Below are 26252 nucleotides of genomic sequence, written 5' to 3'. Positions count from 1 at the left end.
AGCCCCGGCCGGTGAGGGTCGGGGCTCGTTCTGCGAGTGAGGGCGTCGATCACGGGCAGTTGATGACGGAGCCGAGCGGTTCGAAGGTCTCGTCGTCCTTCGGCGCGACCGGCTTCTCGATCTGCTCCACGGACGGGGCGGACGGCTGCCCGGCCAGCACCTCAAGGGCCTTTTCGAGCGCGTCCGGGTCGGCGGGAGCAACGGTGTGCTCGATCTGGGGCGTAGCCGTGAGAGTCTCGTCGGCCATGGGGTGGGCCGCCTTTCAGCTGAGGGAGGATCACCCGGACGACGTTCTCCGGGCGCGCGGCCAGTATCGTAGAGGCCGCTAAATGTCTCATAAACGTCGCACCCTGCATCCGCTTGGTGGACGTTTGCTCGCGCCCTCATAAGCTGACGCCCCCACACGACCGGCGGCAGCGTGGGGAACAGACGGTTCATCGGCCACAGGGGAGGACATGGAGCTTCAGGGCACGCGCTCCGCAGAGGCGTTGCGCTTCCAAGTGCTCGGCCCTGTCCAGGCATGGCGCGGTGACGCTCCCTTGGCGCTCGGATCGCCGCAGCAGCAGGCGGTCCTGGTCGCCCTGCTGCTCGGCGAGGGCCGCCCGGTGACCACCGACGACCTGGTCGACGGCATCTGGGGCGACCGCACCCCGCCGCAGGCGGTGGCTGCGCTGCGCACCTACATCTCCCGGCTGCGCTCGGTGTTGGAGCCGAACCGCGAGGTCCGCAAGCCGGCCGAGGTGCTGATCTCGGTGAGCGACGGTTACGCGCTGCGGATTCCGTCGGACTCACTCGACCTGGTGGTTTTCGAGCAGCGTGTCGCGGAGGCGGCGAACGCGCGTTCCGAGGGAGCGTTCCGGGCTGCCCACGACGGGCTGGTCTCGTCGCTGGATCTGTGGAGCGGGCGCCCGCTGCCCGGAGTTCCCGGTCCGTACGCCGAGGCGCAGCGCGGTCGCTTGACGGAACGTCGGCTCGCCGTGGCCGAGGAGCGCTGCGCGATGGCGCTGGAGATCGGCCTGCACGCCGACGTGGTGGCCGAGCTCAACTCGCTGTCCGCCGCTAACCCGTTGCGCGAACGACTGCGCGAACTGCTGATGCTGGCGCTGTACCGCAGCGGCCGGCAGGCCGAGTCGCTGGGTGTGTACGCGGACACCCGGAAGCTGCTGATCGAGGAACTGGGGGTGGAGCCCGGCACCGCGCTGGCCGCGATGCACGCCCGCATCCTGGCCGGCGACCCGGAGCTGATGGCGGTGCTCGCCGCCCCGCAGAAGGCCTCTGCGGAGGAGTCGACATCGTTCGTCCCTCCGGCCCAACTCCCGGCCGACGTATCGGACTTCGCCGGACGCAGCAAGATTGTCAACGAGCTGCGGGACGTGCTGAGGGCGGGTTCCGGCCAAGCCGTCGTGGTCACCTCGCTGGCCGGCATCGGCGGCGTCGGCAAGACCACCCTCGCGGTGCACGTGGCGCACTCGCTGCGCCCGGACTTCCCGGACGGGCAGTTGTACGTGGACCTGCGCGGCGCGGGTGCCTCGCCCGCCGACCCGGCGGTCGTGCTCGGTGACTTCCTGCACGCCCTCGGCACGCCCGAGGCCCCCGACTCGCTGGACCAGCGCGCCGCGATGTACCGCTCGCTGCTGGCGGACAAGCGGATGCTGATCCTGCTCGACAACGCCCGCGACGCCCAGCAGTTGCGCCCGCTGATCCCGGGTGTCTCCGGCAACGCCGTGATGGTGACCAGCCGTTCGCGGCTCGCGGAGATCCCCGGCGTGCACCTGGTGGACATCGAGGAGCTGACCCCAAACGAGGCGCTGGCGCTGTTCTCGGCGATCGTCGGCGTCGAGCGGGTCGCGGCCGAGCCCGAGGCCGCCCTCCAGGTGGTGACGTCCTGCGGGTTCCTGCCGCTGGCCGTCCGTATCGCCGCAGCCCGACTGGCCAGCCGGCCGCGGTGGAGCGTCTCCGACCTGGCCCGTCGGTTAGCGGACCAGCGCAACCGACTCCAGGAGCTCCAGCTCGGCAACCTCGCCGTGGAGACCACCCTGGGGCTCGGTTATGCCCAGCTCCAGCCCGAGGAGGCCCGGGCGTTCCGGCTGCTCGCCCTGGTGGACTCCCCGGACCTGCCGCTGTCCGCCGTCGCCGCGCTGCTCGGCACCGAGGAGCAGCAGGCGGAGGACCTGGCGGAGGCGCTCGTCGAAGCGAACATGCTGGAGTGCTTCACCCCCGGCCGGTACCGCTACCACGACCTGCTGCGGCTCTACGCCCAGCGGCAGAACGCGAAGACCGCCGACGTCGAGGTCCAGCAGGCGGCGCTGCTGCGGCTGTTGGACCTGCTCCACGCCACCATGCGCAACGCCGCGCACGTGCTGGAACCCGACGACATCCTGATGGAGCAGTTGCACATCGCGCAGTCGTCCGGGCTGTCGTTTCCCGACACGGCTGCGGCCCGCGAGTGGCTCCGGTCGGAGGTCGCGGTTCTGCTCGGGTCTGTCGAGGCCGCGGCCAGTGCGCCGCTGGAACTGGTGCAGCCCGCCGTCGAGATTCTCCAGAGCATGACCAGCGTGGTCGAGGATCCGTCGCTGGCTCCCCGCATTCGCAGCGTGCTGCACGCGGCCGCCGCGAATCCTGCGGCCCGGAGTGACGCGGGGACCCTCGCCCGGGTGCACTACGCACTCGGCCACATGCACCAGGTGGCGGCCGAACTCGCCGAAGCAGGAGAGGCGTTGGCAGCCAGCCTGGCCCTCCAGCCGGCCGAGCAGGCCACCATGCTGCGGCTGATCACGGCCAATGCGCTGGCGATCGTCCTGATCATGGAAGGCCGGCCTGCCGAGGCCCTGCCCTTCTACGAGCAGGCCCACCGGATCGTCCGCCAGATCGACGCGCCGACCAGCGAGGCCAGGCTGCTCGCCAACATGGCCCGGGCGTACGTCGGGCTGGACCGGCACGAGGAGGCGGTGGAGGCGGCCCGGGCGGCGGTGACGGCGGCGCGGGCGTCCGGCAATGTGCCGTGTCTGGCGGACACGCTCTACCAGTTGGGCGTGGTGCTGCGGTCGACCGGTGAGCCGGGTGAGGCGGCCGTACATCTCCGTGAGGCGCATCAGCTGTACCGCGCCCACCAGCATCCGATCTGGGAGGGCTACTCGCTCGCCCGGCTGGCGGCCTGCCTGTTGGCGGACGGTCAGTTCGCCGGCGCGGCCGAGGCGGCGGAGGAGTCGTTGTCGATCGCGCAGGAGATCGAGGCGGCGTACTGCCAGGGCATGGCGAACGCGGCGCTCGGCGAGGCGCTGCTCGAACTGGGGCAGCCGTCGCGTGGGTTGGCGTGTCTTCAGGAGGCGTTGACGGTGTTCACGCGGCTCGGTGTGCCCGAGGCCCAGCCCGTGCAGGACCTCATCGACTCGCGGCACACCGAGCCTTCCCCTCCCCCCGCGCCGTAGGCCTTCGTTCCCCCCCTGGTTTCCCCCCTGGTCCCCCCTGGCGAAGGCCTGTCCCCCCGGGGCGTCAGCGCCCCCGCAGCCCCCCGGCTGCGGGAACGCTTTGACGCTTCCCCGGCGCTGAGGAAGACTCTGCCAGGCCGCAATTGACGTTCGATAAACGTCGGCGGCAAGCGAGTTGATACAGCGTCGACGCAGGTCAGGGGTGTGGTGCGGGAGCGCTGGGAGGCGCGCGGAGGCTGGCGCGCTCCCTGGCGGGCGACGGTGTGCCATCCCTGGCGGGCGATAATCGCCCAACGGCGCACGAGTTGGCCGGAAACGGACTCCACAGTGCGGTGATCGCGTTTATTCTCATAGGCCAGGGTCGGGAGTGGTGTGCGGACCACGACGGGTGGGGCAGGACGCGCGCGGGAGAGGTGCCCAGATCACGTGACGGATGAACAGATTGCGGAACCCGCCGACGCCGAACGGGCGTCCGCGGGTGAGGGGCGCCGGGCCGAACGGGCGGGCCAGGCCGCCGCGTTCGATGCGATGGGGGCGCAGTACCAGGAGGTGTTTCCGGCCAGGTCCGGGCAGTTCGCCTGTGCCGGTTGGCTGCTGGAGCAGCTGCCGGCGGGGGCCCTGGTGCTGGACGTGGGCTGTGGGGCGGGCGAGCCGACCGCACGGCAGCTGGTGGACGGCGGACTCCGGGTGATCGGCGTCGATCTCTCGGCGGGCATGCTGGCGCAGGCCCGGAAGGCGGTGCCGGAGGCGGAGTTCCACCGCTTCGACGTCGTCGACCTGGCCACCGAAGGTGCCGAACAGCGTTGGGGCGTCCCCGAGTTGGGCCCGGCCGGGGCGGGGACGCTGGACGGCGCGGCGGCGTTCTTCTCGCTGCTGATGCTGCCGCGTCCGGAGATCGCCGTGGCGCTCGGCCGGATCCGTGAACTGCTGCGTCCGGGCGGCCTGCTGGCGCTGGGCATGGTGGAGGCGGACCTGGACGACGCGCCGCTGCCGTTCCTGGATCAGCAGATCCGGGTCAGCGGCTATCTGCGCGAGGAGCTGACGGGGCTGCTGGAGCGGTCGGGGTTCGCCGTGGAGGGGGTGGACTCCCAGTCGTACGCCCCGGCGGGGTCCACGCTGCCGCCGGAGACCCAGCTGTACCTGCGCTGTCGGCGCACCGGCTGACCCGGCGCCGCCTCCGTCTTCGAGTCCTCCACATCTGCACAGAATCGGGCAGCCCGTGCGCGACCAACTGGAGCCCCTGGCGGGGCAGCAGCCCGCCGTACCCGTCCAGCGGCATCCGCCGCCGGACGGGCGGCCCCGGCTTGCCGAACGCCTGGCGTACCTGGACGGTGCGGCCCGGCGGATCAACAGTGCGCTCGATCTGAAGGCCACCCTGCGCAACCTGGGCCGGGTGCTGGTGCCCGAACTCGCGGACGCCCTGGTGGTGCTGGTCCGCGACCCGCTGCCGGACGTGGAGCGCGACCTCGGCCGGCCGCGCGCGCTGCGGGTGCTGCACACCTGCGGGACGCGGCTGGGCCGCCGCGGCGGCCTGCGCCCGGTGGAGCCCGGCAGCGTGCTGGAGCGCGCCCTGGAGCGGCGCGCCCCGCACGGTCCGACGGTGCTGGACGGGGACGGGCGGCGCGGCGGCCTGCCCGCCGAGCTGCTCGGCGCCCGGGCGCTGGGCCGGCTGCCGGAGGGGACGGCGCTGCTGGCGCTGCCGCTGCACGGCCGGCAGGCCGCGCTCGGCATGCTGCTGCTGATCCGGCGCCCGGCGGCGGACGGGCGTCCGGCGTCGTTCGACCCGGCGGACACCGCGACGGCCGCGCACCTGGCGACCCTCGCGGGCCTGGCCGTGGACACCGCGCTGCGCTACACCCGCGAGTGGGAGATCGCCGACGAGCTGCAGCGCTCGATGCTGCCCGCGGAGCTTCCGCAGCCGCACGGCGTGCGCCTGGCGCACCGCTACCTGCCGGGCGAGCGCGGGGCGCAGGTCGGCGGCGACTGGTACGACTCGATCCCGCTGCCGGGCAACCGGGTGGCGCTGATCGCCGGTGACGTGATGGGCCACTCGCTGACCTCGGCGGCGGTGATGGGCCAGCTGCGCACCTCCGCGCAGACCCTGGCGGGCCTCGACCTGCCGCCGCACGAGGTGCTGTACCACCTCGACGAGCAGGCCCAACGCCTGGGCCGCGAACACCACTTGGCGACCTGCGTGTACGCGGTGTACGACCCGATCGCGGGCCGGGTGGTGATCGCCAACGCCGGGCACGTGCCGCCGGTGCTGGTCGGTCCGGACGGCACCAGCGAGCTGCTGGACCTGCCGCCGGGCGCGCCGATCGGCGTCGGCGGGGTCGACTTCACCTCGGTGGAGCTGGCCGCGCCGCCCGGGTCGGCGCTGCTGCTGTTCACGGACGGCCTGGTCGAGACCCGCCGTCGCCCGCTGGGCATCGGCCTGGAACTGCTGCGGGCCCGGCTGGAGGGCGCGCACCGGCTGACCCCGGAGCAGCTGTGCCAGGAGGCGCTGCGGATCCTGCCGCCGGGCGACCGGGCCGACGACATCGCGCTGCTGGCCGCCGCGTTCGACGGCATTCCGGCCAGCGACGTCGCCTACTGGTACCTCCAGCCGCGGCACGAGACCCCGGGCCGGGCGCGCCGGCTGGCCGGGCACGCGCTGCACAACTGGGGCCTGGACCATCTGCGCGAGAACTGCGAGCTGATGGTCAGCGAGCTGGTCACCAACGCGATCCGGCACGCCACCCGGCCGGTGACGCTCCGTCTGGTCCGCACCTCCCGGCTGCGCTGCGAGGTCGGCGACGACTCGGCCGCCCTCCCCCGCACCCGCCGGGCCGGCCCCGAGGAGGAACGCGGTCGCGGCCTCCAGATAGTCGCCCGCTGCGCGGACCGCTGGGGCGCGACCCGGCTGGGCGCGGGCAAGGTGGTCTGGTTCGAGCAGCGGCTGTGAACCGTCCGGGCCCTGCTGCCCGTCAGGTGGCGAACCTGCCGTCGGTGGCGGCGAGTCGGTCCAGTGCGGCGAGGACGGCCGGGCCGAGGACGGCGAGTGCCAGCGGGCGGGAGCGGCGCAGGCCGAGGACGCTGCGCACGACGTCGGCGTGGTGGATCTCGTGGAGGGCGGCGGCGTACTCCTCGGCCTCGGCGGGGGCTTCGGCCGCCTGCCAGGTCAGCAGGAGTGCCTTGACCACGGCGAACATCAGCCGTCGGCCGCGTACCAGTTCGGGGCGTTCGTTGAGGCCGAAGACCTCGATGGTGGCCTCGCCGCGGACGGTCAGCGGGTCGTAGGCGCCGGAGTCCAGGTAGAGCAGCAGGTGGTCGGCCGGGTCGTCGCGGCACGGGTCGATCAGCAGGGCGTCGCCGGTGGCCGGGTCGCGCGGGAAGCGGTCGCGCTTGCGGTTGCTGTTGCAGTGCGCGCAGGCCAGCAGGTGGTTCTGCCAGTCGAAGGTGCGCAGCGGGGCCTGGGCGATCGGCTCGAAGTGGTCGATGTCGGTGCCCAGGTTGTCGCCGCAGTACATGCAGCGTTCCAGCCCGGGTGCCATCTGCCGCAGCATCAGGCGCAGTTGGGCCTTCGGGCGGGCGGCTTTGCGCCACGCGGCGCGGCCGGACGCGGTACTGGGGCCGGCCGCCCGGATGCCGGCGGTGGCGCGGTCGAGTTGGGCGGCCAGCCCGGGGTGCAGGGCGGGCCGCTGCAGCGGGATCACTCGTCCCGGCCGAGCAGTCGCGCGGTGACCTCGTCGACCCGGGCGGTCAGCGAGCTGTTCAGCTTCGCCCCCAGCTCCCGGTACTCGGCGAGCTCCGCGTCGGTGGCCCGGCCGGCGTACATCTTGCGCTCCAGCCGGACCAGCAGCCGGCGTTCGGCCTCGGCGGCCGGCGAGTAGGCGCTCGGCAGTCCGAACAGCTCCGACAGGACGGTGTCCTCGCCGCTGCCGTACAGCACCCGCTGGCGGAGGTCCTCGTCCAGGCGGTGCGGTGCGAAGTCCTCGGCGGGGCCGGGGAGGCGGATCAGTGCGCCCGGGTCGGCGGCCTGGCAGACGTACGGGCTGTGGGTGGCGACCAGGAACTGGGTCTGCGGGAAGCGCCCGGTCAGCCAGCCGCCGATGCGCTGCTGCCACACCGGGTGCAGGTGGCGGTCGACGTCGTCGATCAGCACGGGGCCGGGGTGCGGGGCGGCGGCGGTGAGCCGGGCGACCAGGCGGGCCAACGTGGCTGTGCCGTCGCCGAGTTCGGCCAGGGGGAGGTCGAGGGCGCCGTTGCTGACGTGGTGGCGGTCGGGGTCGCTGACCCGCCAGCCCTCGGGCAGCACGGCCGTCACGGCGTCGGCGTCCAGCGGGACGGCGTGGCCCTGGGCGTGTTCGACGAACAGCGCTCGCGGGGTGCCCTGCGGTTCGCCGAGCCGGTGGCGGGGGGCCGGGGACGCCTCGACCCAGCCGTCGACCCGGCCGTCGGCCCGGCCATCGGCCCGGCCATCGGCCCGGCCATCGGCCCGGCCGTCGCCGCCCGCCGCGTCCGGCAGTGCGCCGAGCGCGACCGCGACCGCTCGCAGGAGCGTGCTCTTCCCGCTGCCGTTCGGCCCGGCGACCACCGTCCAGCCCGGGCCGGGCGGGATCGCCACGTCGACCTCGCGCGCACCGCTGAAGCACTTCACGCCGGACACCCTGATCCGCGACACGTACACCGGCCACCCCCTGCGTCGGTCCCACCGGACCTATGCCCCGCCGTGCGGCCGCCCATCCGCGCGCAGCGGGTTCAGGGGGCGAGGCGGACGGGGAGCTCCCGGAGGGCGTCGCGGAGGGCGGCCGCGAAGCGGTCGTACTCCGGGGTGCGGGCGGAGCCGGGGCGGTGGGCGAGGCCGATGCGGCGGCCGGGGGTGGGGGCGGCGAAGCGGACCGCGGCGAGCCGGTCGGTGCGTCCGGTTTCGACGTCGAGCGCGGTGGCGGGGAGCAGGGTGACGCCGAGGCCGCCGGCGACGAGTTGGACGAGGGTGGAGAGTCCGGCGGCGCGGGTGCTTCCGCCGGAGGCGTCGGCGCCGACCTCGCGGCAGATGTCGAGCGCCTGGTCGCGCAGGCAGTGGCCTTCCTCCAGGAGCAGCACGTCGAGGTCGAGCAGGACGTCGCGCGGTACGTCGACCCGTCCGGCGAGTTCGTGCTCGGGCGGCACGATCAGCACGAAGTCCTCGTCGAACAGCGGGATTTCGGCCACCGGGACACCGCCGCCGGCGGGCAGTGCGAGCAGCAGCAGGTCGAGCCGTCCGGTGGCGAGGCCGTCGAGCAGCGAGGGGGTGCGTTCCTCGTGGACGTGGAGTTCGAGGTCGGGGTAGGTGTCGCGGACGAGTCGCAGCACGGCCGGCAGCAGGTAGGGCGCGACGGTGGGGATGACGCCGAGGTGGAGCGGCCCGGTGAAGGGGCGGCGAGCGGCTTCGACCTCTTCGGTGAGGGCGTGCAGCGCGGAGAGCACCTCGCGGGCGTGGACGGCGACGCGTTCGCCGAGCGGTGTGATCATGACGCGGCGGGTGGTGCGTTCGACGAGTTGCGCGCCGAGGCTCTCCTCCAGGGCGGCGACCGCGCCGGACAGTGCGGGTTGGCTGGTGCCGATCGCGGCGGCGGCCTCCCGGAAGTGCAGGTGTTCGGCGACGGCGGTGAAGGCCCGCAGCTGGGAGACGGTGGGGGTGCGTTGCGTAGGGTGCTTCACGGTGCGCTTCCTGCGTGGTCCGGGTACTGCGTCCAGTGTGCCGCACTGATCGGGATTGCCTATCGGGCAATGCGGTAGATCCGATTTCACTGATCAGTGGGGCCTGTGCGACGCTGGGGATTGTCCGCAATTCGGACAACCCTCATCTCAACCCTTGGAGTAACGACGTGCTGACGATCGGCGACAAGTTCCCCGAGTACGAACTCAACGCCTGCGTTGACCTCGACGCCGCGAACGCCTTCGCCGAGATCAACCACAAGTCCTACGAGGGCAAGTGGCGCGTGGTGTTCTTCTGGCCCATGGACTTCACCTTCGTGTGCCCGACCGAGATCGCCGCGTTCGGCAAGCTGAACGAGGAGTTCGCCGACCGTGACGCCCAGATCCTCGGCGTCTCCGGCGACTCGGAGTACGTGCACCACGCGTGGCGCAAGGACCACAAGGACCTGCGCGACCTGCCCTTCCCGATGCTGGCCGACATCAAGCACGACCTGATGCGCGCCTGTGGCGTCGAGGGCGAGGACGGCACCGCGCAGCGTGCCGTGTTCATCGTCGACCCGAACAACGAGATCCAGTTCGTCATGGTGACCGCCGGCTCCGTCGGCCGTAACCCGAAGGAGGTCCTGCGCGTGCTGGACGCCCTGCAGACCGACGAGCTGTGCCCGTGCAACTGGACCAAGGGCGAGGACACCCTCGACGCCCAGGCCCTGCTGGCCGGCTGATCCCGATGGCTCTCGACGAACTCAAGGCCGCCCTGCCGGACTACGCCAAGGACCTGAAGCTCAACCTGGGCTCGGTCATCGGCAACTCGGACCTGCCGGAGCAGCAGCTCTGGGGCACCGTCCTCGCCTGCGCGATGGCGACCGGCTCCTCGGCCGTGCTGCGCGAACTTGAGCCCGAGGCCAAGTCGCACCTGTCCGCGGAGGCCTACCAGGCCGCCAAGGGCGCCGCCGCGATCATGGCGATGAACAACGTCTACTACCGGACGCTGCACCTGCTCTCCGACAAGGAGTACGGGACGATGCGCGCCGGTCTGCGGATGAACATCATCGGCAACCCGGGCGTCGACAAGGTCGACTTCGAGCTGTGGTGCTTCGCGGTCTCCGCGATCAACGGCTGCGGCCAGTGCCTCGACTCGCACGAGGGCGTGCTGCGCAAGGCCGGTGTCGAGCGCGAGGTCGTCCAGGCCTCCGTGAAGATCGCCGCCACCGTCCAGGCCGTCGCCTCGGTGCTGGACGCCGAAGCGCAGCTGGCGTAACGACAGCGAAAGGTCCGTCCGCGGAAGGGAACTCCCTTCCGCGGACGGACCTTTCGGCGTTCCCGGCTACTGCTTGCGGGCCGCCTCGATCGCCTGGAAGACCTGCTGCCCGGCCGCGTTGCGCTGCCTCAGGTGTCCGGTGACGGTGTTGGTGACGGCGATCAGCGGCACCGCCACGATCGCGCCGGCGATGCCGCCGATGATGGAGCCCGCGGCGACGCCGAGCACCACGGCCAGCGGGTGCACCCGCACCGCGCGGCCGAGGATCAGCGGCTGCAGGATGTGGCCCTCCAACTGCTGGACGATGACCAGCACCGCCAGCGCCATCAGCGCCTTGACCGGTCCGACGGTGACCAGCGCGATCAGCACCGCGATGGTGCCGGTGACCAGCGCGCCGACCAGCGGCACGAACGCGCCCAGGAAGATGATCACCGCGAGCGGCATCGCCATCGGCACGCCGAGCAGCTGGAGCCCGATGCCGATGCACAGCGCGTCGATGAAGGCGACGATCACGGTGCCGCGCACGTAGGCGGTCAGCGTGGTCCAGGCCTTGGGCCCGGCGCCGGCCATCGCGTACCGGGAGTGCCGAGGCAGGCCGCGCAGCACCCAGCTCCAGATCCGGGAGCCGTCGTAGAGCAGGAAGAACGTGGTGAAGGCGGTCAGCGCGATGCCGGTGAGCACCTCGACGGCGATGCTGACGCCGGTGAAGCCGGCCGAGGTGAGCTGGTCGGAGTTCTTGCCGATGGACGTGGTGATCTGGTTGGTGAAGCTGTCGAGCTGGTCCTGCGTGAGGTGGAACGGCCCGGTGACCAGCCAGTCGCGCAGCTGCCGGACACCGTCCTGGGCCTTGACGGTGACCCGGTCGAGGTTGGTGGACACCTGCCAGAACACGAACCAGCCGACCAGCCCGATGCCGGCCAGGCCGGACAGGAAGGTGCCGGCGGCCGCCACCGAGCGCGGGACGCCGTGCCGGCGCAGCCAGGAGACGGTGGGCTCCAGCAGTGCGGAGATCAGCAGCGCGGCGAGGGCCGAGAAGGCGACCAGCCGCAGCGTGTCGATGACCCGGAACACCACGTACAGGGCGACGCCGAGCAGCAGCAGGCGCCAGGTGGACTCGGCGGCGACCCGCAGCGTCCACGGCACGGCGTCCACCGGGTTGGCGGGCCGGCCGGGCGGGGCGGCGCCGGCCGGCTGTTCGGTGCTGTGCGGGGCGCGCGGGGGCGGCACGGTCTCCTCGGTCCGCACGGGCGCTCCTTCCGGGGGTGCGACGGCGAGAGCCTGACCACCGTCGGCCGGGGCGCCGCCGCCGTGTTCGGCGAGTTGGCGGGCGGTCTGTTCGGCGGTGCGCCGGGCGGCCCGCTCGGCGGCGAGTTCGACGGCCTGTTCGGTGGCGAGCGCCTGTGCCTCGGCCGAGATGGCGGCGCGCCGGCGGCGTTCCGCGGCGGCGAACAGGCCGGCCGCCACCGCCCCTATCTTGGCGAGGCCGCGCCAACGGCCGCCGCTCGTCTCTTCCGTCACTGCCCCGGTCTCCCCCGTGTTCGTCCACTGCGCGGCCGCGGGTCGCGCGGCCGTCGGTGAGGAACGCTACCTGCCGTCGGGGGCCCCGGTCGCGGGGGTATCACCGACCGCTTCCCGGAGATTTCCGGCAAATCCCACCAATCATCCTGTTTTGTCCGCCGGGAGCGGGGAAGGGGCCAGTCAGACCATCTGTCCGCGGACCGGCCGGGAGCGGAGAGACCAGGACCCGCTCCGCTCCCCCGCGTCCGCACCAGGCCGCGCCGTCCGCTGCGCACTGGTCAGCGCCGCCCGGGCGGCACGGCCCGTCAGCTGTCTCGCGGCAGCACGAAGGGCCCCGTTCTCGACCGTGCGAGAGCGGGGCCCTTCCGTGCGAGCTGTGGGCAGGCCGGGCAGGCCTAGTACCAGTGGTGGGACTGCCAGAACGACCAGGCGCCGCAGGGGCTGCCGTAGCGGCTGTTCATGTAGTTGAGGCCCCACTTGATCTGGGTCTCGGGGTTGGTCCGCCAGTCCGCGCCGGCCGAGGCCATCTTGGAGCCCGGCAGCGCCTGGACCAGGCCGTAGGCACCGGAGGAGGCGTTGGTGGCGGTGTAGTCCCAGCCGCTCTCGCGCTTCACGATCTGGCTGAAGCACTGGAACTGGTTGCTGTCGCCGACGATGCGCAGCGCCATTTCCTGGACCGAGCCGGGGCTGACGGTGGCGAGCACGCTGCGGGCGGAGGCGCGGTTGGCCTCTTCCTTCGCGCGCTTCTCCTCGGCCGCCTTGGCGGCCTTCTCCGCGTCGGCCTTCGCCTGGGCGTCGGCGGCGGCCTTCTGCCGGGCCGCCTCTTCCGCGGCCTTCTTGGCGGCGGCGTCGGCGGAGACCTGCTGGGCGTTGGCCTGACGGTTGATGCCGTCGCTGACGTTCTGGGCCTGTGCACCGGTGGGCGCGTCGGCGAGCAGGGTGGCGCTCGCGACGTCGACCGTCTGAACGGTCTTGCCCTCACTGCCAGAGGCCGCACCCACGACAGCACCGACGGCGGTCACCGCGGTGGCGGAGGCGACAGCGACTCCCCGGACCGAGATCCGAGTCACATGGTTTCCTTCCAGCGTCGCCCGGCGCGTGACCGTCCGGGCGCATATCTGCCCCCTGGTCACTGGCCTCCGTAGAGCTCTGGTCACGGGAGGCGCTGGCTCGGCCGTCCCCCCGGGCGGGCCCGGAGCGGCGGTGGAATCGAGCGGCGTACGGCCTTTCGGTATTCAGTTTTCCGCCCGCCGACCGGAGTTGGCGGGTGTGGTATTGCCGTACGCGGGGCCTGACAGAACCCTCACCATGCCGCACGCGATGGTGTCTACGCAATTCCCTGTGCCGTGGCGGATCTCACAAACTTTCCCACCAGGGAGTTTGGCGAACGGTCCGTCGAGGGGCCGTCAGCAGTGCTGACAGCGAAGGGGCCTGACGGTAGGCGTCAGACCCCTTTGCCCCGGTACGTCCGGTTATGCCTACGGCTGGATGTCCTCCAGCATCTCGGTCACCAGCGCGGCGATCGGCGAACGCTCCGAACGCGTGAGCGTCACGTGGGCGAACAGCGGGTGGCCCTTCAGCTTCTCCACCACCGCGACCACGCCGTCGTACCGGCCGACCCGCAGGTTGTCCCGCTGGGCGACGTCGTGGGTGAGCACCACGCGGGAGTTCTGGCCGATCCGGGAGAGCACCGTGAGCAGCACGTTGCGCTCCAGCGACTGCGCCTCGTCCACGATCACGAAGGCGTCGTGCAGGGAGCGCCCGCGGATGTGGGTGAGCGGCAGGACCTCCAGCATGCCGCGGGAGATGACCTCCTCGATCACGTCCTGGGTGGTGACGGCGGAGAGGGTGTCGAACACCGCCTGCGCCCAGGGGCCCATCTTCTCGGCCTCGCTGCCGGGCAGGTAGCCGAGTTCCTGGCCGCCGACCGCGTACAGCGGGCGGAACACCATCACCTTGCGGTGCTGGCGGCGCTCCAGGACGGCCTCCAGGCCGGCGCACAGGGCGAGTGCGGACTTGCCGGTGCCGGCCCGGCCGCCCATCGAGATGATCCCGATCTCCGGATCGAGCAGCAGGTCGAGGGCGATCCGCTGCTCGGCGCTGCGGCCGCGCAGGCCGAACGCCTCGCGGTCGCCGCGGACCAGCCGGACCCGGCCGTCGGAGGCCACCCGGCCGAGCGCGCGGCCGCGTTCGGAGTGCAGCACCAGGCCGGTGTGGACCGGGAGTTGCTCGGCGCCGTCGACGGCGAGCGCGTGGTCCTGGCCGGCGAACAGCTCGTCCACCTGGTCGGCGGGGACGTGCAGTTCGGTCATGCCCGTCCACCCGGAGGTGATCGCCAGCTCGGCCCGGTACTCCTCGGCCAGCAGGCCGACCGAGCTCGCCTTGATCCGCAGCGGCAGGTCCTTGGAGACGACGGTGACGTCGTAGCCCTCGGCCTGCAGGTTGCGGGCGACCGCGAGGATCCGGGTGTCCGCCTCGCCGCCGCCGGCCCGGTAGCCGGCCGGCAGGATCGACAGGTCGGAGTGGTTCAACTCGACCCGGATGGTGCCGCCCAACTCCCCCACCGGGATCGGCTCGTCGAGCCGGCCGTGGCGGATCCGGTAGTCGTCCAGCAGGCGCAGCGCCTGGCGGGCGAAGTAGCCGAGTTCCGGGTGGTGCCGTTTGGCCTCCAACTCGGTGACCACGACGACCGGGAGGACCACCTCGTGCTCCTCGAAACGCGTCATGGCGAGGGGGTCGGCCAGGAGCACGCTGGTGTCGAGGACGTACGTGCGCCGGTCAGGTGTCCGGCGGCTCTTGGAACTGACCACTAGCCCTCCAGAGCGGGTGACCCGACGTCACCCGCGGCCCACCGGTCCCCGCGGCCCCGCTGGCCGGGGGGACGGTCTGGAGGGAGTCTTCCCAGGCGAGGAGGCCCGCATTCGCGCCGGAGCGAACGGCAGGAACACAACCGATGAACGTTTTCGTGTCGGCCGGACGGGTATGGGGAATTGACCGGCTGCCGATGCTCGTTCCCTTGCGAACAGGGGGAGTTGAGCGCGCGTCAGCGACCCAGCCGCCGGTTGCGCAACTGGTAGTCGCGCAGCGCCCGCAGGAAGTCGACCTTGCGGAAGGCCGGCCAGTAGGCCTCGCAGAAGTAGAACTCGCTGTGCGCGGACTGCCAGAGCAGGAAGCCGGACAGCCGCTGCTCGCCGGAGGTGCGGATCACCAGGTCCGGGTCGGGCTGGCCCTTGGTGTACAGGTGCTCGGCGATGTGCTCGACGTCGAGGATTTCGGCCAGTTCCTCGATCGAGGTGCCGCGTCCGGCGTGCTCCTGGAGCAGCGAGCGGACGGCGTCGGCGATCTCCTGCCGGCCGCCGTAGCCGATGGCGACGTTCACGGTCAGCCCGTCGATGTGCGCGGTCTGCTGTTCGGCGCGCTTGAGCACCTCGGCGGTGGGCGCGGGCAGCAGGTCGAGCGCGCCGACCGGGTGGACCTTCCAGCGGCCGGCGTCGACCAGGCCCTGGACGGCGTCCTCGATGATGCCGAGCAGCGGGACGAGTTCCTCGGCGGGGCGGGCCAGGTTGTCGGTGGAGAGCATCCACAGGGTGACCACCCGGACGTCGGTCTCCGCGCACCAGCCCAGGAACTCGCTGATCTTGTCGGCGCCGCGCTGGTGGCCGTACGCGGTGGTGCCGCCGGTGGCCTTGGCCCAGCGGCGGTTGCCGTCCAGGATCACGCCGATGTGGTGCGGGGTGTTGGCCAGGTGCACCTCGACCCGGCGGCCGTACAGCCGGTAGGCCCTGTCCAGCAGGGTGCGCAGTCCCGGCGTGCGCTCCACCACATCGCGCAGACCCATCGTGAACGGCCCCTCCGTGCTGATTGCTCCGGGTGCGAAATCCCTGCGGCAGCCTACTCCGCCCGGCATTACCGAAGGTAAAACCGCAGGTACCGGTCTTGTCACAGTGGGCGCACGGGGCGGGATACGGAACGGTCTCCGAATCCTTAAACGGTCCCTAAACCGGATTCCGGGTCTTGACGCTTGCCATTGGTCTAGTCCAGCGTGTGGTCAGCACCACAGCGGACCACCCCCACAGCGGAGCCGCCGCGACCCCCACCGCGGCGGCTCTCCCTTCCCCCGCCACGTCTGCTTCCCCCACACCCCTCCCCCATCTCCTGTTCTGGAGCCTGTCATGGCCCGTACCCTGCAGCAGCCGTCCCACCGGCGCCGCAACAAGTTCCCGGCGGTGCTCGCCACCGCGACCGCGCTGGCGCTGGCCGGCACTGGACTGGCCCTGTCCGCCGGCGGCGCGAACGCCGCGGTCGGCAACCTGGTGAGCAACGGCGGCTTCGACTCCGGCCTCTCCGGCTGGACCTGCACCGGCAGCACCACCACGGTCTCCACCCCGGTCCACTCCGGCACCGGCGCGCTGGCCGCCACCCCGGGCGCCGGCGACACCGCCGAGTGCACCCAGACCGTCTCGGTGCTCCCCAACACCGCCTACCAGCTGAACGGCTGGGTCCAGGGCTCGTACGTCTACCTGGGCGCCCGCGGCACCGGCGGCACCGACCCGTCGACCTGGTCGGCGCAGAGCAGCTGGAACCAGCTGAACACCACCTTCACCACCGGCGCCAACACCACCAGCGTCACCCTGTACGTGCACGGCTGGTACGGGCAGCCCACCTACTACGCGGACGACATCCAGCTGATCGGCCCGGGCGGCACCGCCACCCCGACACCGTCGGCCTCCGCCACCTCGGCCTCGCCGAAGCCGTCCGCCTCGGCCTCGGCCTCCGCGTCGCCGTCGCAGAGCGCCTCGCCGTCGGCGTCCAGCTCCCCCAGCCCGTCCAACTCGCCGAGCCCGTCCGGCTCCGCGAGCACCCCGCCGCCGAACACCGGCCTGCCGAAGCACGTGCTGACCGGCTACTGGCAGAACTTCGACAACGGCTCGACCGTGCAGAAGCTGCGTGACGTGCAGGGCGCGTACGACATCATCGCGGTCTCCTTCGCCGACTCGACCACCACCCAGGGCGCGATCTCCTTCACCCTGGACCCGGCGCTGGCCACCAAGCTCGGCGGCTACACCGACGCCGACTTCAAGGCCGACATCGCCGCCAAGCACGCGGCCGGCAAGAAGGTCGTCCTCTCCATCGGCGGCCAGAACGGCGCGATCTCGGTGGGCAGTTCGGCCGCCGCGACCGCGTTCTCCGACTCGGCGTACAAGCTGATCCAGCAGTACGGCTTCGACGGCATCGACGTCGACCTGGAGAACGGCGTCAACGCCACCTACATGGCGCAGGCGCTGCACACCCTCCAGGCCAAGGTCGGCTCCGGCTTCGTGCTGACCATGGCGCCCGAGACCATCGGGATGTACTCCACCGCCGGTGCGTACTTCCAGCTGGCGCTGGCCACCAAGGACATCCTCACCGTCGTCAACACCCAGTTCTACAACTCCGGTGGCATGAACGGCTGCGACGGCAAGGTCTACACCCAGGGCACCGTCGACTTCATCACCGCGCAGGTCTGCACCCACATCCAGGGCGGTCTGCGTCCGGACCAGGTCGGCATCGGCGTCCCCGCCTCCAGCAAGGCGGCGGGCGGCGGCTACGTCAACTCCACCGTGGTGAACAACGCGCTGGACTGCCTGGCCACCGGCAACCACTGCGGCAGCTTCGTCCCGCCGGCCAAGTGGCCGACCATCCGCGGTGCGATGACCTGGTCGACCAACTGGGACGCCAACAACGGCAACGACTTCTCCAACAACGTCGGGGCGTTCGTCCGCGGCATGCAGTGACCTTCCGTCGGTGCGCCGCTCCTTGAGGGTGGAGCAGGTGCACACCAGGGGCCCGTCGTACCACTGGGGGTACGGCGGGCCCCGTCCCTGTGTCAGGACGTGACCAGCACCGCCGCCAGGGTGCCCAGCAGCATCGCCGGGCCGAACGCGAACTCGCTGCGGCGGCCGGCCCGGCGCAGCACCAGCAGGGCGACCGCCCACAGCGCGGCGATCAGCCACATGTACAGCAGACCGGCGTAGAACGTCCGCCAGCCGGCCAGGCCGAGCACCGCGCCCAGCGACGGGGCGAGCTTGGCGTCGCCGAGGCCCATCGGCGCGAACAGCGCCATCAGCAGGAACAGCGCGCCCAGCGCGCCCGCCGCCAGCGCGCAGCGCAGCCACACCGCCGGGCGGTGGTCGGCGAGCGGGACCAGCAGGGCCGTCCCGGCCAGCAGCGGCAGGGTCAGGGCGTCCGGCAGCCGCTGGACGCCCGCGTCCACGAAGGCCAGCACGGTGCCGAACAGCGCCACCCACACCAGCAGCGGCAGCCGGCCCTGCGGGGCGTGCGCGGCGAGCACCGCGCCGACGGCCGCGGCGGCCAGTTCGACGGTCAGCGGCGGCGGCCAGGACCGCCCGCCGCAGCGCACGCAGCGGCCCAGCGGCGTCACCGCGCAGGACCGCCACGCCTCGCCGGCCGGCACCGCGAACCGCACCACCGCGGAGCGCAGCAGCACCCCGGCCAGCAGGCCGAGCACCGCCCCCACCGTCGTTCCCAGCATCCGCTGCCTCCCCTGACGACCCGCCGCGACCCTACCGCCGCACCGCCGTTCGCCCGTCCGTGTCCAGGTGGCGAACACCACGCCGACACCCGCCCCGCGCGGCCGTAAAGTAACCGGGCATGCAGGTCATCCAGTCCAGCAAACTCGCCAATGTCTGCTACGACATTCGCGGCCCGGTGCTCGACGAGGCGATGCGGCTGGAGGAGCAGGGCCACCGCATCCTCAAGCTCAACACCGGCAACCCGGCCGCGTTCGGTTTCGACGCCCCGCCCGAGATCCTCCAGGACATCCTCCGCAACCTGTCCTCCGCGCACGGCTACGGCGACTCCAAGGGCCTGCTGTCGGCCCGCCGCGCCGTGGTCATGCACTACGAGGAACGCGGCCTGCACGGTCTGTCGGTCGAGGACGTCTACCTGGGCAACGGCGTCTCCGAGCTGATCCAGCTCGCCATGACCGCCCTGCTCGACGACGGCGACGAAGTCCTCGTCCCCGCGCCCGACTACCCGCTGTGGACGGCCTCGGTCTCGCTGGCCGGCGGCACCGCCGTCCACTACCGCTGCGACGAACAGGCCGAGTGGTACCCCGACCTCGCCGACATCGCCGCGAAGATCACCGACCGCACCCGGGCGATCGTCGTCATCAACCCCAACAACCCCACCGGCGCGGTCTATCCGCGCGAACTGCTGGAGGGGATCGCCGAACTCGCCCGCCGGCACCGGCTGGTGATCTACGCGGACGAGATCTACGACAAGATCCTCTACGACGGCGTGGAGCACACCCCGCTCGCCACCCTCGCCCCGGACCTCTTCTGCGTCACCTTCAACGGCATGTCCAAGTCGTACCGGGTGGCCGGCTTCCGCAGCGGCTGGATGGTGCTCTCCGGCGACCGGCAGCGCGCCCGCTCCTACATCGAGGGCCTCAACGTCCTCGCCTCGATGCGCCTGTGCGCCAACATGCCCGCCCAGCACGCGGTCGCCGCGGCGCTCGGCGGACGGCAGTCCATCCACGACCTGATCCTGCCCGGCGGGCGCCTGCTCGCCTCGCGCGACGCCGCCCACCGGCTCCTCAACGAGATCCCCGGCGTCTCCTGCGTGAAGCCCAAGGGCGCGCTGTACGCGTTCCCGCGGCTCGACCCGCAGGTCTACAAGATCAAGGACGACGCGCGGATGGTCCTCGACCTGCTGCGCGCCCAGCGCATCCTGATCGTCCAGGGCACCGGCTTCAACTGGCCCGCCCCCGACCACTTCCGCCTGGTCACCCTGCCCCGCCCGGAGGACATCACGGACGCGGTCACCCGCATCGGCGACTTCCTCTCGGGCTACGTCCAGACGTAACGCGCAGCAAGGTCCGGCCGAAGAGGGACGTCCCTCCTCGACCGGACCTTGCGCAGGGGTCGTCCGGCGTCAGCCGAGTCGCTTCACAAGCGCCTGGTACTCGTCCCACAGCGCCTTCGGCGTGTGCTCGCCGAACATCTCCAGGTGGGCCGGGACCAGCGCGGCCTCCTGCTTCCAGATCTCGTTGTCGACCGAGAACAGCAGCTCCTGGTCGGCCGCCGGGATCTCCAGCCCGTCGAGGTCGAAGCCCTCGACCTTCGGCAGGACGCCGATCGGGGTGTCGACGCCCTCGGCGGTGCCTTCGAGGCGCTCGACGATCCACTTCAGGACCCGGCTGTTCTCGCCGTAGCCGGGCCACACGAACTTGCCGTCGGCGTTCTTGCGGAACCAGTTGACGTAGTAGATCTTCGGCAGCTTGGCGGCGTCGGCCTCGGCGCCGACCTTCAGCCAGTGCGCGAAGTAGTCGCCCATGTTGTAGCCGCAGAACGGCAGCATGGCGAACGGGTCGCGGCGCAGCTCGCCGACGGTGCCCTCGGCGGCGGCGGTCTTCTCGGAGGCGATGTTGGCGCCGAGGAAGACGCCGTGCTGCCAGTCGAAGGACTCGGTGACCAGCGGGACGGCGGTGGCGCGGCGGCCGCCGAAGAGGATCGCGGAGATCGGGACGCCCGCCGGGTCCTCCCACTCGTCGGCGATGGTCGGGCACTGCGAGGCCGGGACGGCGAAGCGCGCGTTCGGGTGGGCGGCGGGGGTGCCGGACTCGGGGGTCCAGTCGTTGCCGCGCCAGTCGGTGAGGTGCGCGGGGGCGTCCTCGGTGAGGCCCTCCCACCACACGTCGCCGTCGTCGGTGAGCGCGACGTTGGTGAAGACGGTGTTGCCCCAGAGGGTCTTGATGGCGTTGGCGTTGGTGTCCTCGCCGGTGCCGGGGGCGACGCCGAAGAAGCCGGCCTCGGGGTTGATGGCGTAGAGCCGGCCGTCGGCGCCGAAGCGCATCCAGGCGATGTCGTCGCCGATGGTCTCGACCTTCCAGCCCGGGATGGTCGGCTGGAGCATGGCGAGGTTGGTCTTGCCGCAGGCGGACGGGAACGCGGCGGCGACGTACTTGACCTCACCGGACGGCGGGGTGAGCTTCAGGATGAGCATGTGCTCGGCCAGCCAGCCCTCGTCGCGGGCCATGGTGGAGGCGATGCGCAGCGCGTAGCACTTCTTGCCGAGCAGGGCGTTGCCGCCGTAGCCGGAGCCGAAGGACCAGATCTCGCGGGTCTCGGGGAAGTGCGAGATGTACTTGGTGGTGTTGCACGGCCAGGCGACGTCGGCCTCGCCCTCGGCGAGCGGGGCGCCGACGGTGTGGACGGCCTTGACGAAGTCGCCGTCCTCGCCGAGCTGGTCGAGCACGGCCTGGCCCATGCGGGTCATCACGCGCATCGAGACGGCGACGTACGCGGAGTCGGTGAGCTCGACGCCGTACGCGGCCAGCGGGGAGCCGACCGGGCCCATCGAGAACGGCACCACGTACATGGTGCGGCCCTTCATCGCGCCGCGGAACAGGCCCTTCTCGCCCTGGAAGATCTCCCGCATCTCGGCGGGGGCCTTCCAGTGGTTGGTCGGGCCGGCGTCCTTCTCCTGCTCGGAGCAGATGAAGGTGCGGTCCTCGACGCGGGCGACGTCGGACGGGTCGGAGGCCGCGTAGTAGGAGTTGGGCCGCTTGCTCTCGTCGAGCTTGGTGAAGGTGCCCTGGGCGACGAGCTGCTCGGCGAGGCGGTGGTACTCCTCCTCGGAGCCGTCGCACCACACCACCCGGTCGGGCTCGGTGAGGGCGGCAATCTCGTCGACCCACTCCACCAGACGCTGGTGGCGGGTGGGCGCGGACTCGGCGAGCGCAGAGATCTGAGGCGACACGATCGCTCCGTTTCACACCATCTCGGCCAGGAGACGGCTACGCGGGGGTTGAGGGTCCTTACACGGTAGACCGGCGAACCCCCCCTCCATTCGTCGAAATGGCGCTATTGACGAGATCTTTACTACGTAGTGTCTGGTTCAGGGGCCGTGAACCGCCCGGCCGACGCCCCGAACGGCCCTCTCCGACACCCCCCGAACACTCCAGAACGTCTAAAAGTGAGGATCGCCACTTTCCTACGAGCCGGTAACCTACGGTTCCGTAAGATGTTGCCCATGACCGCGGAAGCCCTCGAACTCGTCAAGCCCAAGTGGCGCGGCTGGCTCCATGCCGGCATGTTCCCGGCCTCGCTGGCCGCCGGAATCGTGTTGATCTGCCTGGCCGAGTCGACGGCGGCGCGGGTCGCCTGCGTCGTCTACTCGGTGAGCGCCTGGATGCTGTTCGGGGTGAGCGCGGTGTACCACCGCTTCACCTGGGGTCCGCGCGGCGAGGCGGTGCTGCGCCGACTGGACCACGCGAACATCTTCCTGATCATCGCGGGGACGTACACCCCGTTCACCATCCTGCTGCTGGACGGCGCGCGGCAGCAGATCCTGCTGTGGCTGGTGTGGGGCGGGGCGCTGGCCGGCATAGCGTTCCGGGTGTTCTGGGTCGGCGCCCCGCGCTGGCTGTACACCCCGTGCTACCTGGCACTCGGCTGGGCGGCGGTGTTCTTCCTGCCGGACTTCCTGCACAAGGGCGGCGCGGCCGTGCTGACGCTGATCGTCGTCGGCGGCGCGCTCTACACCATCGGCGGGGTCATCTACGGCATCAAGCGCCCGAACCCGTCACCGCGCTGGTTCGGCTTCCACGAGGTGTTCCACGCGTTCACCCTCGGCGCGTTCATCGTGCAGTACGTGGGGGTCTCGCTGGTGGCGTACACCGCCGCCGGCTGACCGCCGCAGAAACGCTCCTGCTCCACTCAGTACCGCACCGGCTGGGCCGCCCGCGCCTCCAGCCGCTCCCGGGCCCGACGGCAGCGCTCGCAATGCGCCGCGTCGGGCCCTTCGCCTGCCGCCCGCTGGTGGGCCCGGCCGCGGAAGCGGTACCCGACCCAGACCATCACGGCCGCCACCTCGACCGCCGACACCACCCAGACCAGGCGGGCTCCGCCGATCAAGTACCCGGCTATGACCGCCAGCGCGGCCAGCACACCGACCACGCCGCTCCAGAACCCGGTCGCTCCGTACTCCATTGGCAAACCTCCCGCCGGCCGACAGGTTATCTGACAGGTCGTCAGAGAACTCCCCACCTACAGTGACACGTCCGGCACGCAGCGCGGGCGAACGGGGGATCAACAGCGCATCAATTCCAGACGTGGGGATCCCGCAGCGCGGGCTTCGGTTGACACCTGCCATCTTTTGACAGTTACTCTCATTCGAGAGATGCCATCGGATGGGGGTTCCGTCATGTCTGCTCCACACCCACGGCGCTGGATCGCGTTGGTCGCGGTCGCACTCAGCGTTCTCGTCATCGGCTTCGACACCACGGTGCTGAACGTCGCCCTGCCCGACCTGGCCCGGCAGTTGAACGCCGGCACCGGGCAGCAGCAGTGGATCGTCGACGCCTACACGGTGGTGTTCGCCGCCGCCATGCTCCCGGCCGGCCTGCTGGGCGACAGGTTCGGCCGCCGCCGCACGCTGGTGCTCGGCCTCGCCCTGTTCGGTGCGGCCTCGGTGCTCGGCGCCCTGGCCGGCAGCCCCGCCACGCTGATCGCGGCCCGCGCCGCGATGGGTCTGGCCGCCGCGTTCGTGATGCCGATGTCGATGGCGGTGATCCCCGCGATCTTCCCGCCCGCCGAACAGCGCCGCGCCACCGCCCTGTTGAGCACCATGACCGCGCTCGGCGTGCCGCTCGGGCCGATCATCGGCGGCCTGCTGCTGCGCGGTTTCTGGTGGGGCTCGATCTTCCTGATCAACGTGCCGCTGGTGCTGCTCGGGGTGGTCGCCTGCCTGCTGCTGCTCCCGGAGTCCGCCGACCCGGCCGCGCCCCGGATCGACCTGCCGTCCGCGGGCCTGGCCGCCGGCGGTCTGGCCGCGCTCACCTGGGGCATCATCGAGGGCCCCGAACGCGGCTGGGGCGACGCCCTGGTGCTCGGCGCGCTGGTCGGCGCCGCGGCCGCGCTGACGGCGCTGGTACTGCGCAGCCGCCGCCGGGAGCACCCGATGCTCGACCTGCGGCTGCTCGCCGAGCCGATGTTCCGCTGGTGCGCGATCGCCGTCACGCTGGTCTCGATCGCCCTGTTCGGCGGGTTCTTCGTGCTGCCGGCGTACTTCCGGAGCGTGCTGGGCGCCGACGCGCTCGGCAGCGGCCTGCGGCTGATGCCGATGATGGGCGGCCTGCTGGTCGCCGCCCGGCTCGGCGAGCGCCTGGTGCGCCGCTTCGCCCCGCGCGGCGTGATCACCGCCGGGCTGGCGCTGATCGCCCTCGCGATGCTGCTCGGCAGCCGCACCTCGGTCGGCGACGGCTACGGGTGGACGGCGCTGTGGCTGGTGCTGTTCGGCGCCGGACTCGGCCTGGTCCTGATCACCGCGACGGCGTCCGCGCTGCTCCTGCTGCCGCCGGCCAAGGCCGGGGTCGGCGCCGGGCTGGTGCAGACGCTCCGCCAGGTCGGCGGCGCGATCGGCGTCGCCGTGTTCGGCAGCCTGCTGGCTGCCGGCTACCGCTCCGGACTGCACCTCCCGACGCTCCCGGCGGACGCCGCGCAGCGGGTCCGCGGTTCGGTGGTCGCCGCCGACGCGGTCGCCGAGCGGCTGGCCGATCCGGGGCTGGCCGCGTCCGCGCACGGCGCGTACGTGCACGGCATGGGCCTGGTGCTGCTGACGGCCGGGCTGCTCGCGGCGGTGGCCGCCGTGCTGGTCGCGGCCCGGATGCCGGGCGCCGGCGACCCGGTGGCCGCGGACGCCCCCGAGGTGCGGCCGGTGGCCGCGGCGGCGGGTGATCCCGGAGAATCGACCGCATGACCACCCCGCGCAGCGCCCGGCCCCGCCCGTCCGACGACTCCTCCGGTTCGTTGGAGGAGCTGGTCGAAGCACCGCTGTCGCTGCGCGAGCGCAAGAAGCTGAAGACCCGCCAGTCCCTGCGCCGGGAGGCGTTCCGGCTGTTCGCGGAGCAGGGCTGGGAGGCCACCACCGTCGACCGGATCGCGGCGGCGGCGGAGGTCTCCCCGTCCACCTTCTTCCGGTACTTCCCGACCAAGGAGGACCTGGTCCTCAGCGACGAGTACGACCCGCTGATGGCCGCCGCGATCCGGTCCCGGCCGGCGGACGAGCCCTTCCTCACCTCCGCGCGGGAGGTGCTGGTCGGGCTGGTCCGCCGGATCGACGAGCGGGAGCACGCCGAGCTGTACCAGCGGATGCAACTGACCGCCTCGGTCCCGAGCCTGCGGGCCCGGATGCTCAACGGCTCCGGCCAGCCGACCGGGATGCTGCTCGGCCTGCTCACCGAACGAGCCGGCCTGGACGCCCCCACCCTCGAACTGCGGATCACCGCCGCCACGGTCTCCGCCGCGCTCACCGAGACCTCGCTGTACTGGGCCGACAACGGCGCCCGGGACAACCTGGCGGACCTGCTCGACCGGGCCCTCGCCCACCTGCAGAACCTCTGACGCCGGGTCAGTCCACCCGCAGCACCAGCTTGCCGGTGGTGCGGCCGGTGTCGCCCAGGGCGTGTGCCTTCGCGGCCTCCTCCAGCGGGAGGACATCGGCGATCTCGGCCCGCAGCAGGCCGCGTCCGGCCAGGTCGGCGACGGCGGCCATCCCGGCGTGGTCGGCCTCCACCAGCATCATCGCGGTACGCACGCCGAGCCGGTCGGCCTCCTCCGCCAGCCCCTCGTACGGCACGGGCAGGATCGACACCAGCAGGCCGCCCGGGCGCAGGGTGCGCAGGGAGCGCAGCTGGTACTCGCCGCCGACGGTGTCCAGCACGACGTCGACGTCCCGGACGGTCTCGGCGAAGTCGGCGGCGCGGTAGTCGACCGGCTCGTCCACGCCGATGCCGCGCAGGAAGTCGTGCTTGGCGGCGCTGGCCGTGCCGATCACGTGGGCGCCGCGGGCCTTGGCGATCTGCACGGCGAGGTGGCCGACGCCGCCGGCCGCGGCGTGCACCAGCACCCGGTCGCCGGCCTTCACCCGGGCGGTGTCGACCAGCGCCTGCCAGGCGGTCAGCGCGGCCAGCGGCAGCGCGCCGGCCTGGACGACGTCCACCCCCTCGGGCCGGGTCACGAACGTCCGGGTCGGGCCGGTGACGTACTCGGCGTGGGCGCCGACGCCGTGCGGGTAGGGCAGCATGCCGAAGACCTCGTCACCGGGCTTGAACAGGGTGACCCCGAAGCCGACGGCCTCGACGGTGCCCGCGACGTCCCAGCCGAGCACGAACGGGGGCTTGCCGAGGAAGAGGCCGTTCGCCCGGTGCTTCCAGTCCGTCGGGTTCAGGCCGGCCGCCCGGACCTTGACCAGGATCTCGCTCGTCCCGGGCTCGGGGCGCGGGAGTTCCACCACGTTCAGGACTTCGGGGCCGCCCAGGACGTCCTGGCTGATCGCACGCATCGTGTTCGTCGTCATGCCCTCAG

At 72.1% G+C, this 26252-nt stretch carries 22 protein-coding genes; 10 read left to right on the top strand and 12 right to left on the bottom strand.

The features are described from left to right. Window positions 1–49 precede the first annotated feature (49 nt). Window positions 50–247, bottom strand: a complete 198-nt coding sequence (locus ACFV4P_RS05425) for a hypothetical protein (protein WP_073811065.1) — start codon at window positions 245–247, stop codon at window positions 50–52. 292 nt (window positions 248–539) lie between these two features. On the opposite strand from ACFV4P_RS05425, the gene ACFV4P_RS05420 reads away from it, so the two are divergent. From ACFV4P_RS05420 to ACFV4P_RS05410, 3 genes are all read left to right on the top strand, one after another. After that, window positions 540–3428 (top strand): BTAD domain-containing putative transcriptional regulator, encoded by a 2889-nt coding sequence (locus ACFV4P_RS05420; RefSeq protein WP_380467620.1) that lies wholly within the window; start codon window positions 540–542, stop codon window positions 3426–3428. A 426-nt stretch (window positions 3429–3854) separates the two neighbouring features. Next, on the top strand, window positions 3855–4592 hold the full coding sequence (locus ACFV4P_RS05415) for a class I SAM-dependent methyltransferase (protein WP_380467618.1): 738 nt from the start codon (window positions 3855–3857) through the stop codon (window positions 4590–4592). A gap of 55 nt (window positions 4593–4647) precedes the next feature. Further along, window positions 4648–6372, top strand: a complete 1725-nt coding sequence (locus ACFV4P_RS05410) for a SpoIIE family protein phosphatase (RefSeq protein WP_380467616.1) — start codon at window positions 4648–4650, stop codon at window positions 6370–6372. A gap of 22 nt (window positions 6373–6394) precedes the next feature. Here the strand turns inward: ACFV4P_RS05410 and ACFV4P_RS05405 are convergent, their stop codons facing one another. The 3 genes from ACFV4P_RS05405 to ACFV4P_RS05395 form a co-directional block, all read right to left on the bottom strand. Beyond that, window positions 6395–7123: an HNH endonuclease gene (locus ACFV4P_RS05405; RefSeq protein ID WP_241844379.1), complete on the bottom strand. Its 729-nt coding sequence runs from the start codon at window positions 7121–7123 to the stop codon at window positions 6395–6397. Continuing rightward, window positions 7120–8076 (bottom strand): AAA family ATPase, encoded by a 957-nt coding sequence (locus ACFV4P_RS05400; RefSeq protein ID WP_380468158.1) that lies wholly within the window; start codon window positions 8074–8076, stop codon window positions 7120–7122. The genes ACFV4P_RS05405 and ACFV4P_RS05400 overlap by 4 nt, the downstream gene beginning before the upstream one ends. 92 nt (window positions 8077–8168) lie before the next feature. Continuing rightward, complete coding sequence (locus ACFV4P_RS05395; protein ID WP_380467614.1) at window positions 8169–9110, bottom strand: LysR substrate-binding domain-containing protein; 942 nt, start codon at window positions 9108–9110, stop codon at window positions 8169–8171. Window positions 9111–9277: 167 nt separating this feature from the next. Between ACFV4P_RS05395 and ACFV4P_RS05390 the strand changes: the two genes are divergently transcribed. Together ACFV4P_RS05390 and ACFV4P_RS05385 are read left to right on the top strand one after the other, a co-directional pair. Beyond that, window positions 9278–9829, top strand: a complete 552-nt coding sequence (locus tag ACFV4P_RS05390) for a peroxiredoxin (protein WP_380467612.1) — start codon at window positions 9278–9280, stop codon at window positions 9827–9829. Between the two features lie 5 nt (window positions 9830–9834). Then, window positions 9835–10365 (top strand): alkyl hydroperoxide reductase, encoded by a 531-nt coding sequence (locus ACFV4P_RS05385; RefSeq protein WP_380467610.1) that lies wholly within the window; start codon window positions 9835–9837, stop codon window positions 10363–10365. A gap of 66 nt (window positions 10366–10431) precedes the next feature. Here the strand turns inward: ACFV4P_RS05385 and ACFV4P_RS05380 are convergent, their stop codons facing one another. The 4 genes from ACFV4P_RS05380 to ACFV4P_RS05365 all read right to left on the bottom strand — a co-directional run bounded on the left by ACFV4P_RS05380 (window position 10432) and on the right by ACFV4P_RS05365 (window position 15721). Beyond that, window positions 10432–11883 (bottom strand): AI-2E family transporter, encoded by a 1452-nt coding sequence (locus ACFV4P_RS05380; RefSeq protein ID WP_380467608.1) that lies wholly within the window; start codon window positions 11881–11883, stop codon window positions 10432–10434. Window positions 11884–12278: 395 nt separating this feature from the next. Beyond that, window positions 12279–12953 (bottom strand): transglycosylase SLT domain-containing protein, encoded by a 675-nt coding sequence (locus ACFV4P_RS05375; protein WP_380467606.1) that lies wholly within the window; start codon window positions 12951–12953, stop codon window positions 12279–12281. A 408-nt stretch (window positions 12954–13361) separates the two neighbouring features. Then, window positions 13362–14693 carry a PhoH family protein gene (locus ACFV4P_RS05370; protein ID WP_380467604.1) on the bottom strand — a complete coding sequence of 444 codons (1332 nt, stop codon included), beginning with the start codon at window positions 14691–14693 and terminating at the stop codon, window positions 13362–13364. 233 nt (window positions 14694–14926) lie between these two features. After that, window positions 14927–15721, bottom strand: a complete 795-nt coding sequence (locus ACFV4P_RS05365) for an isoprenyl transferase (protein ID WP_073811081.1) — start codon at window positions 15719–15721, stop codon at window positions 14927–14929. A 334-nt stretch (window positions 15722–16055) separates the two neighbouring features. Between ACFV4P_RS05365 and ACFV4P_RS05360 the strand changes: the two genes are divergently transcribed. Beyond that, window positions 16056–17657: a chitinase gene (locus ACFV4P_RS05360; RefSeq protein ID WP_380467602.1), complete on the top strand. Its 1602-nt coding sequence runs from the start codon at window positions 16056–16058 to the stop codon at window positions 17655–17657. A 92-nt stretch (window positions 17658–17749) separates the two neighbouring features. Here the strand turns inward: ACFV4P_RS05360 and ACFV4P_RS05355 are convergent, their stop codons facing one another. After that, a complete protein-coding gene (locus ACFV4P_RS05355) occupies window positions 17750–18415 on the bottom strand; it encodes a prepilin peptidase (RefSeq protein WP_380467600.1) in 666 nt (221 codons plus the stop codon). A 119-nt stretch (window positions 18416–18534) separates the two neighbouring features. On the opposite strand from ACFV4P_RS05355, the gene ACFV4P_RS05350 reads away from it, so the two are divergent. Next, a complete protein-coding gene (locus tag ACFV4P_RS05350; RefSeq protein ID WP_380467598.1) occupies window positions 18535–19749 on the top strand; it encodes a pyridoxal phosphate-dependent aminotransferase in 1215 nt (404 codons plus the stop codon). Window positions 19750–19818: 69 nt separating this feature from the next. Here the strand turns inward: ACFV4P_RS05350 and ACFV4P_RS05345 are convergent, their stop codons facing one another. Continuing rightward, window positions 19819–21645 (bottom strand): phosphoenolpyruvate carboxykinase (GTP), encoded by a 1827-nt coding sequence (locus tag ACFV4P_RS05345; protein WP_380467596.1) that lies wholly within the window; start codon window positions 21643–21645, stop codon window positions 19819–19821. 264 nt (window positions 21646–21909) lie between these two features. On the opposite strand from ACFV4P_RS05345, the gene ACFV4P_RS05340 reads away from it, so the two are divergent. Further along, a complete protein-coding gene (locus ACFV4P_RS05340; protein ID WP_380467594.1) occupies window positions 21910–22578 on the top strand; it encodes a hemolysin III family protein in 669 nt (222 codons plus the stop codon). A gap of 26 nt (window positions 22579–22604) precedes the next feature. On the opposite strand, the gene ACFV4P_RS05335 is transcribed toward ACFV4P_RS05340, so the two are convergent. After that, window positions 22605–22877, bottom strand: coding sequence for a hypothetical protein (locus ACFV4P_RS05335; RefSeq protein WP_073811090.1), 273 nt, complete (start codon window positions 22875–22877; stop codon window positions 22605–22607). A 214-nt stretch (window positions 22878–23091) separates the two neighbouring features. Between ACFV4P_RS05335 and ACFV4P_RS05330 the strand changes: the two genes are divergently transcribed. Further along, window positions 23092–24645: an MFS transporter gene (locus ACFV4P_RS05330; RefSeq protein WP_380467592.1), complete on the top strand. Its 1554-nt coding sequence runs from the start codon at window positions 23092–23094 to the stop codon at window positions 24643–24645. Further along, entirely contained in the window at window positions 24642–25289 is a 648-nt protein-coding gene (locus ACFV4P_RS05325) for a TetR family transcriptional regulator (RefSeq protein WP_380467590.1), read from the top strand. The genes ACFV4P_RS05330 and ACFV4P_RS05325 overlap by 4 nt, the downstream gene beginning before the upstream one ends. Window positions 25290–25296: 7 nt before the next feature. Here the strand turns inward: ACFV4P_RS05325 and ACFV4P_RS05320 are convergent, their stop codons facing one another. Then, on the bottom strand, window positions 25297–26244 hold the full coding sequence (locus ACFV4P_RS05320) for an NADP-dependent oxidoreductase (protein ID WP_380467588.1): 948 nt from the start codon (window positions 26242–26244) through the stop codon (window positions 25297–25299). Window positions 26245–26252: the final 8 nt, after the last annotated feature.

The sequence above is a fragment of the Kitasatospora sp. NPDC059795 genome, from assembly GCF_042732175.1.
Lineage (GTDB): Bacteria > Actinomycetota > Actinomycetes > Streptomycetales > Streptomycetaceae > Kitasatospora.
Note: the sequence above shows the minus strand (reverse complement) of the source record. Positions and strands in the feature narration are given on the sequence as shown.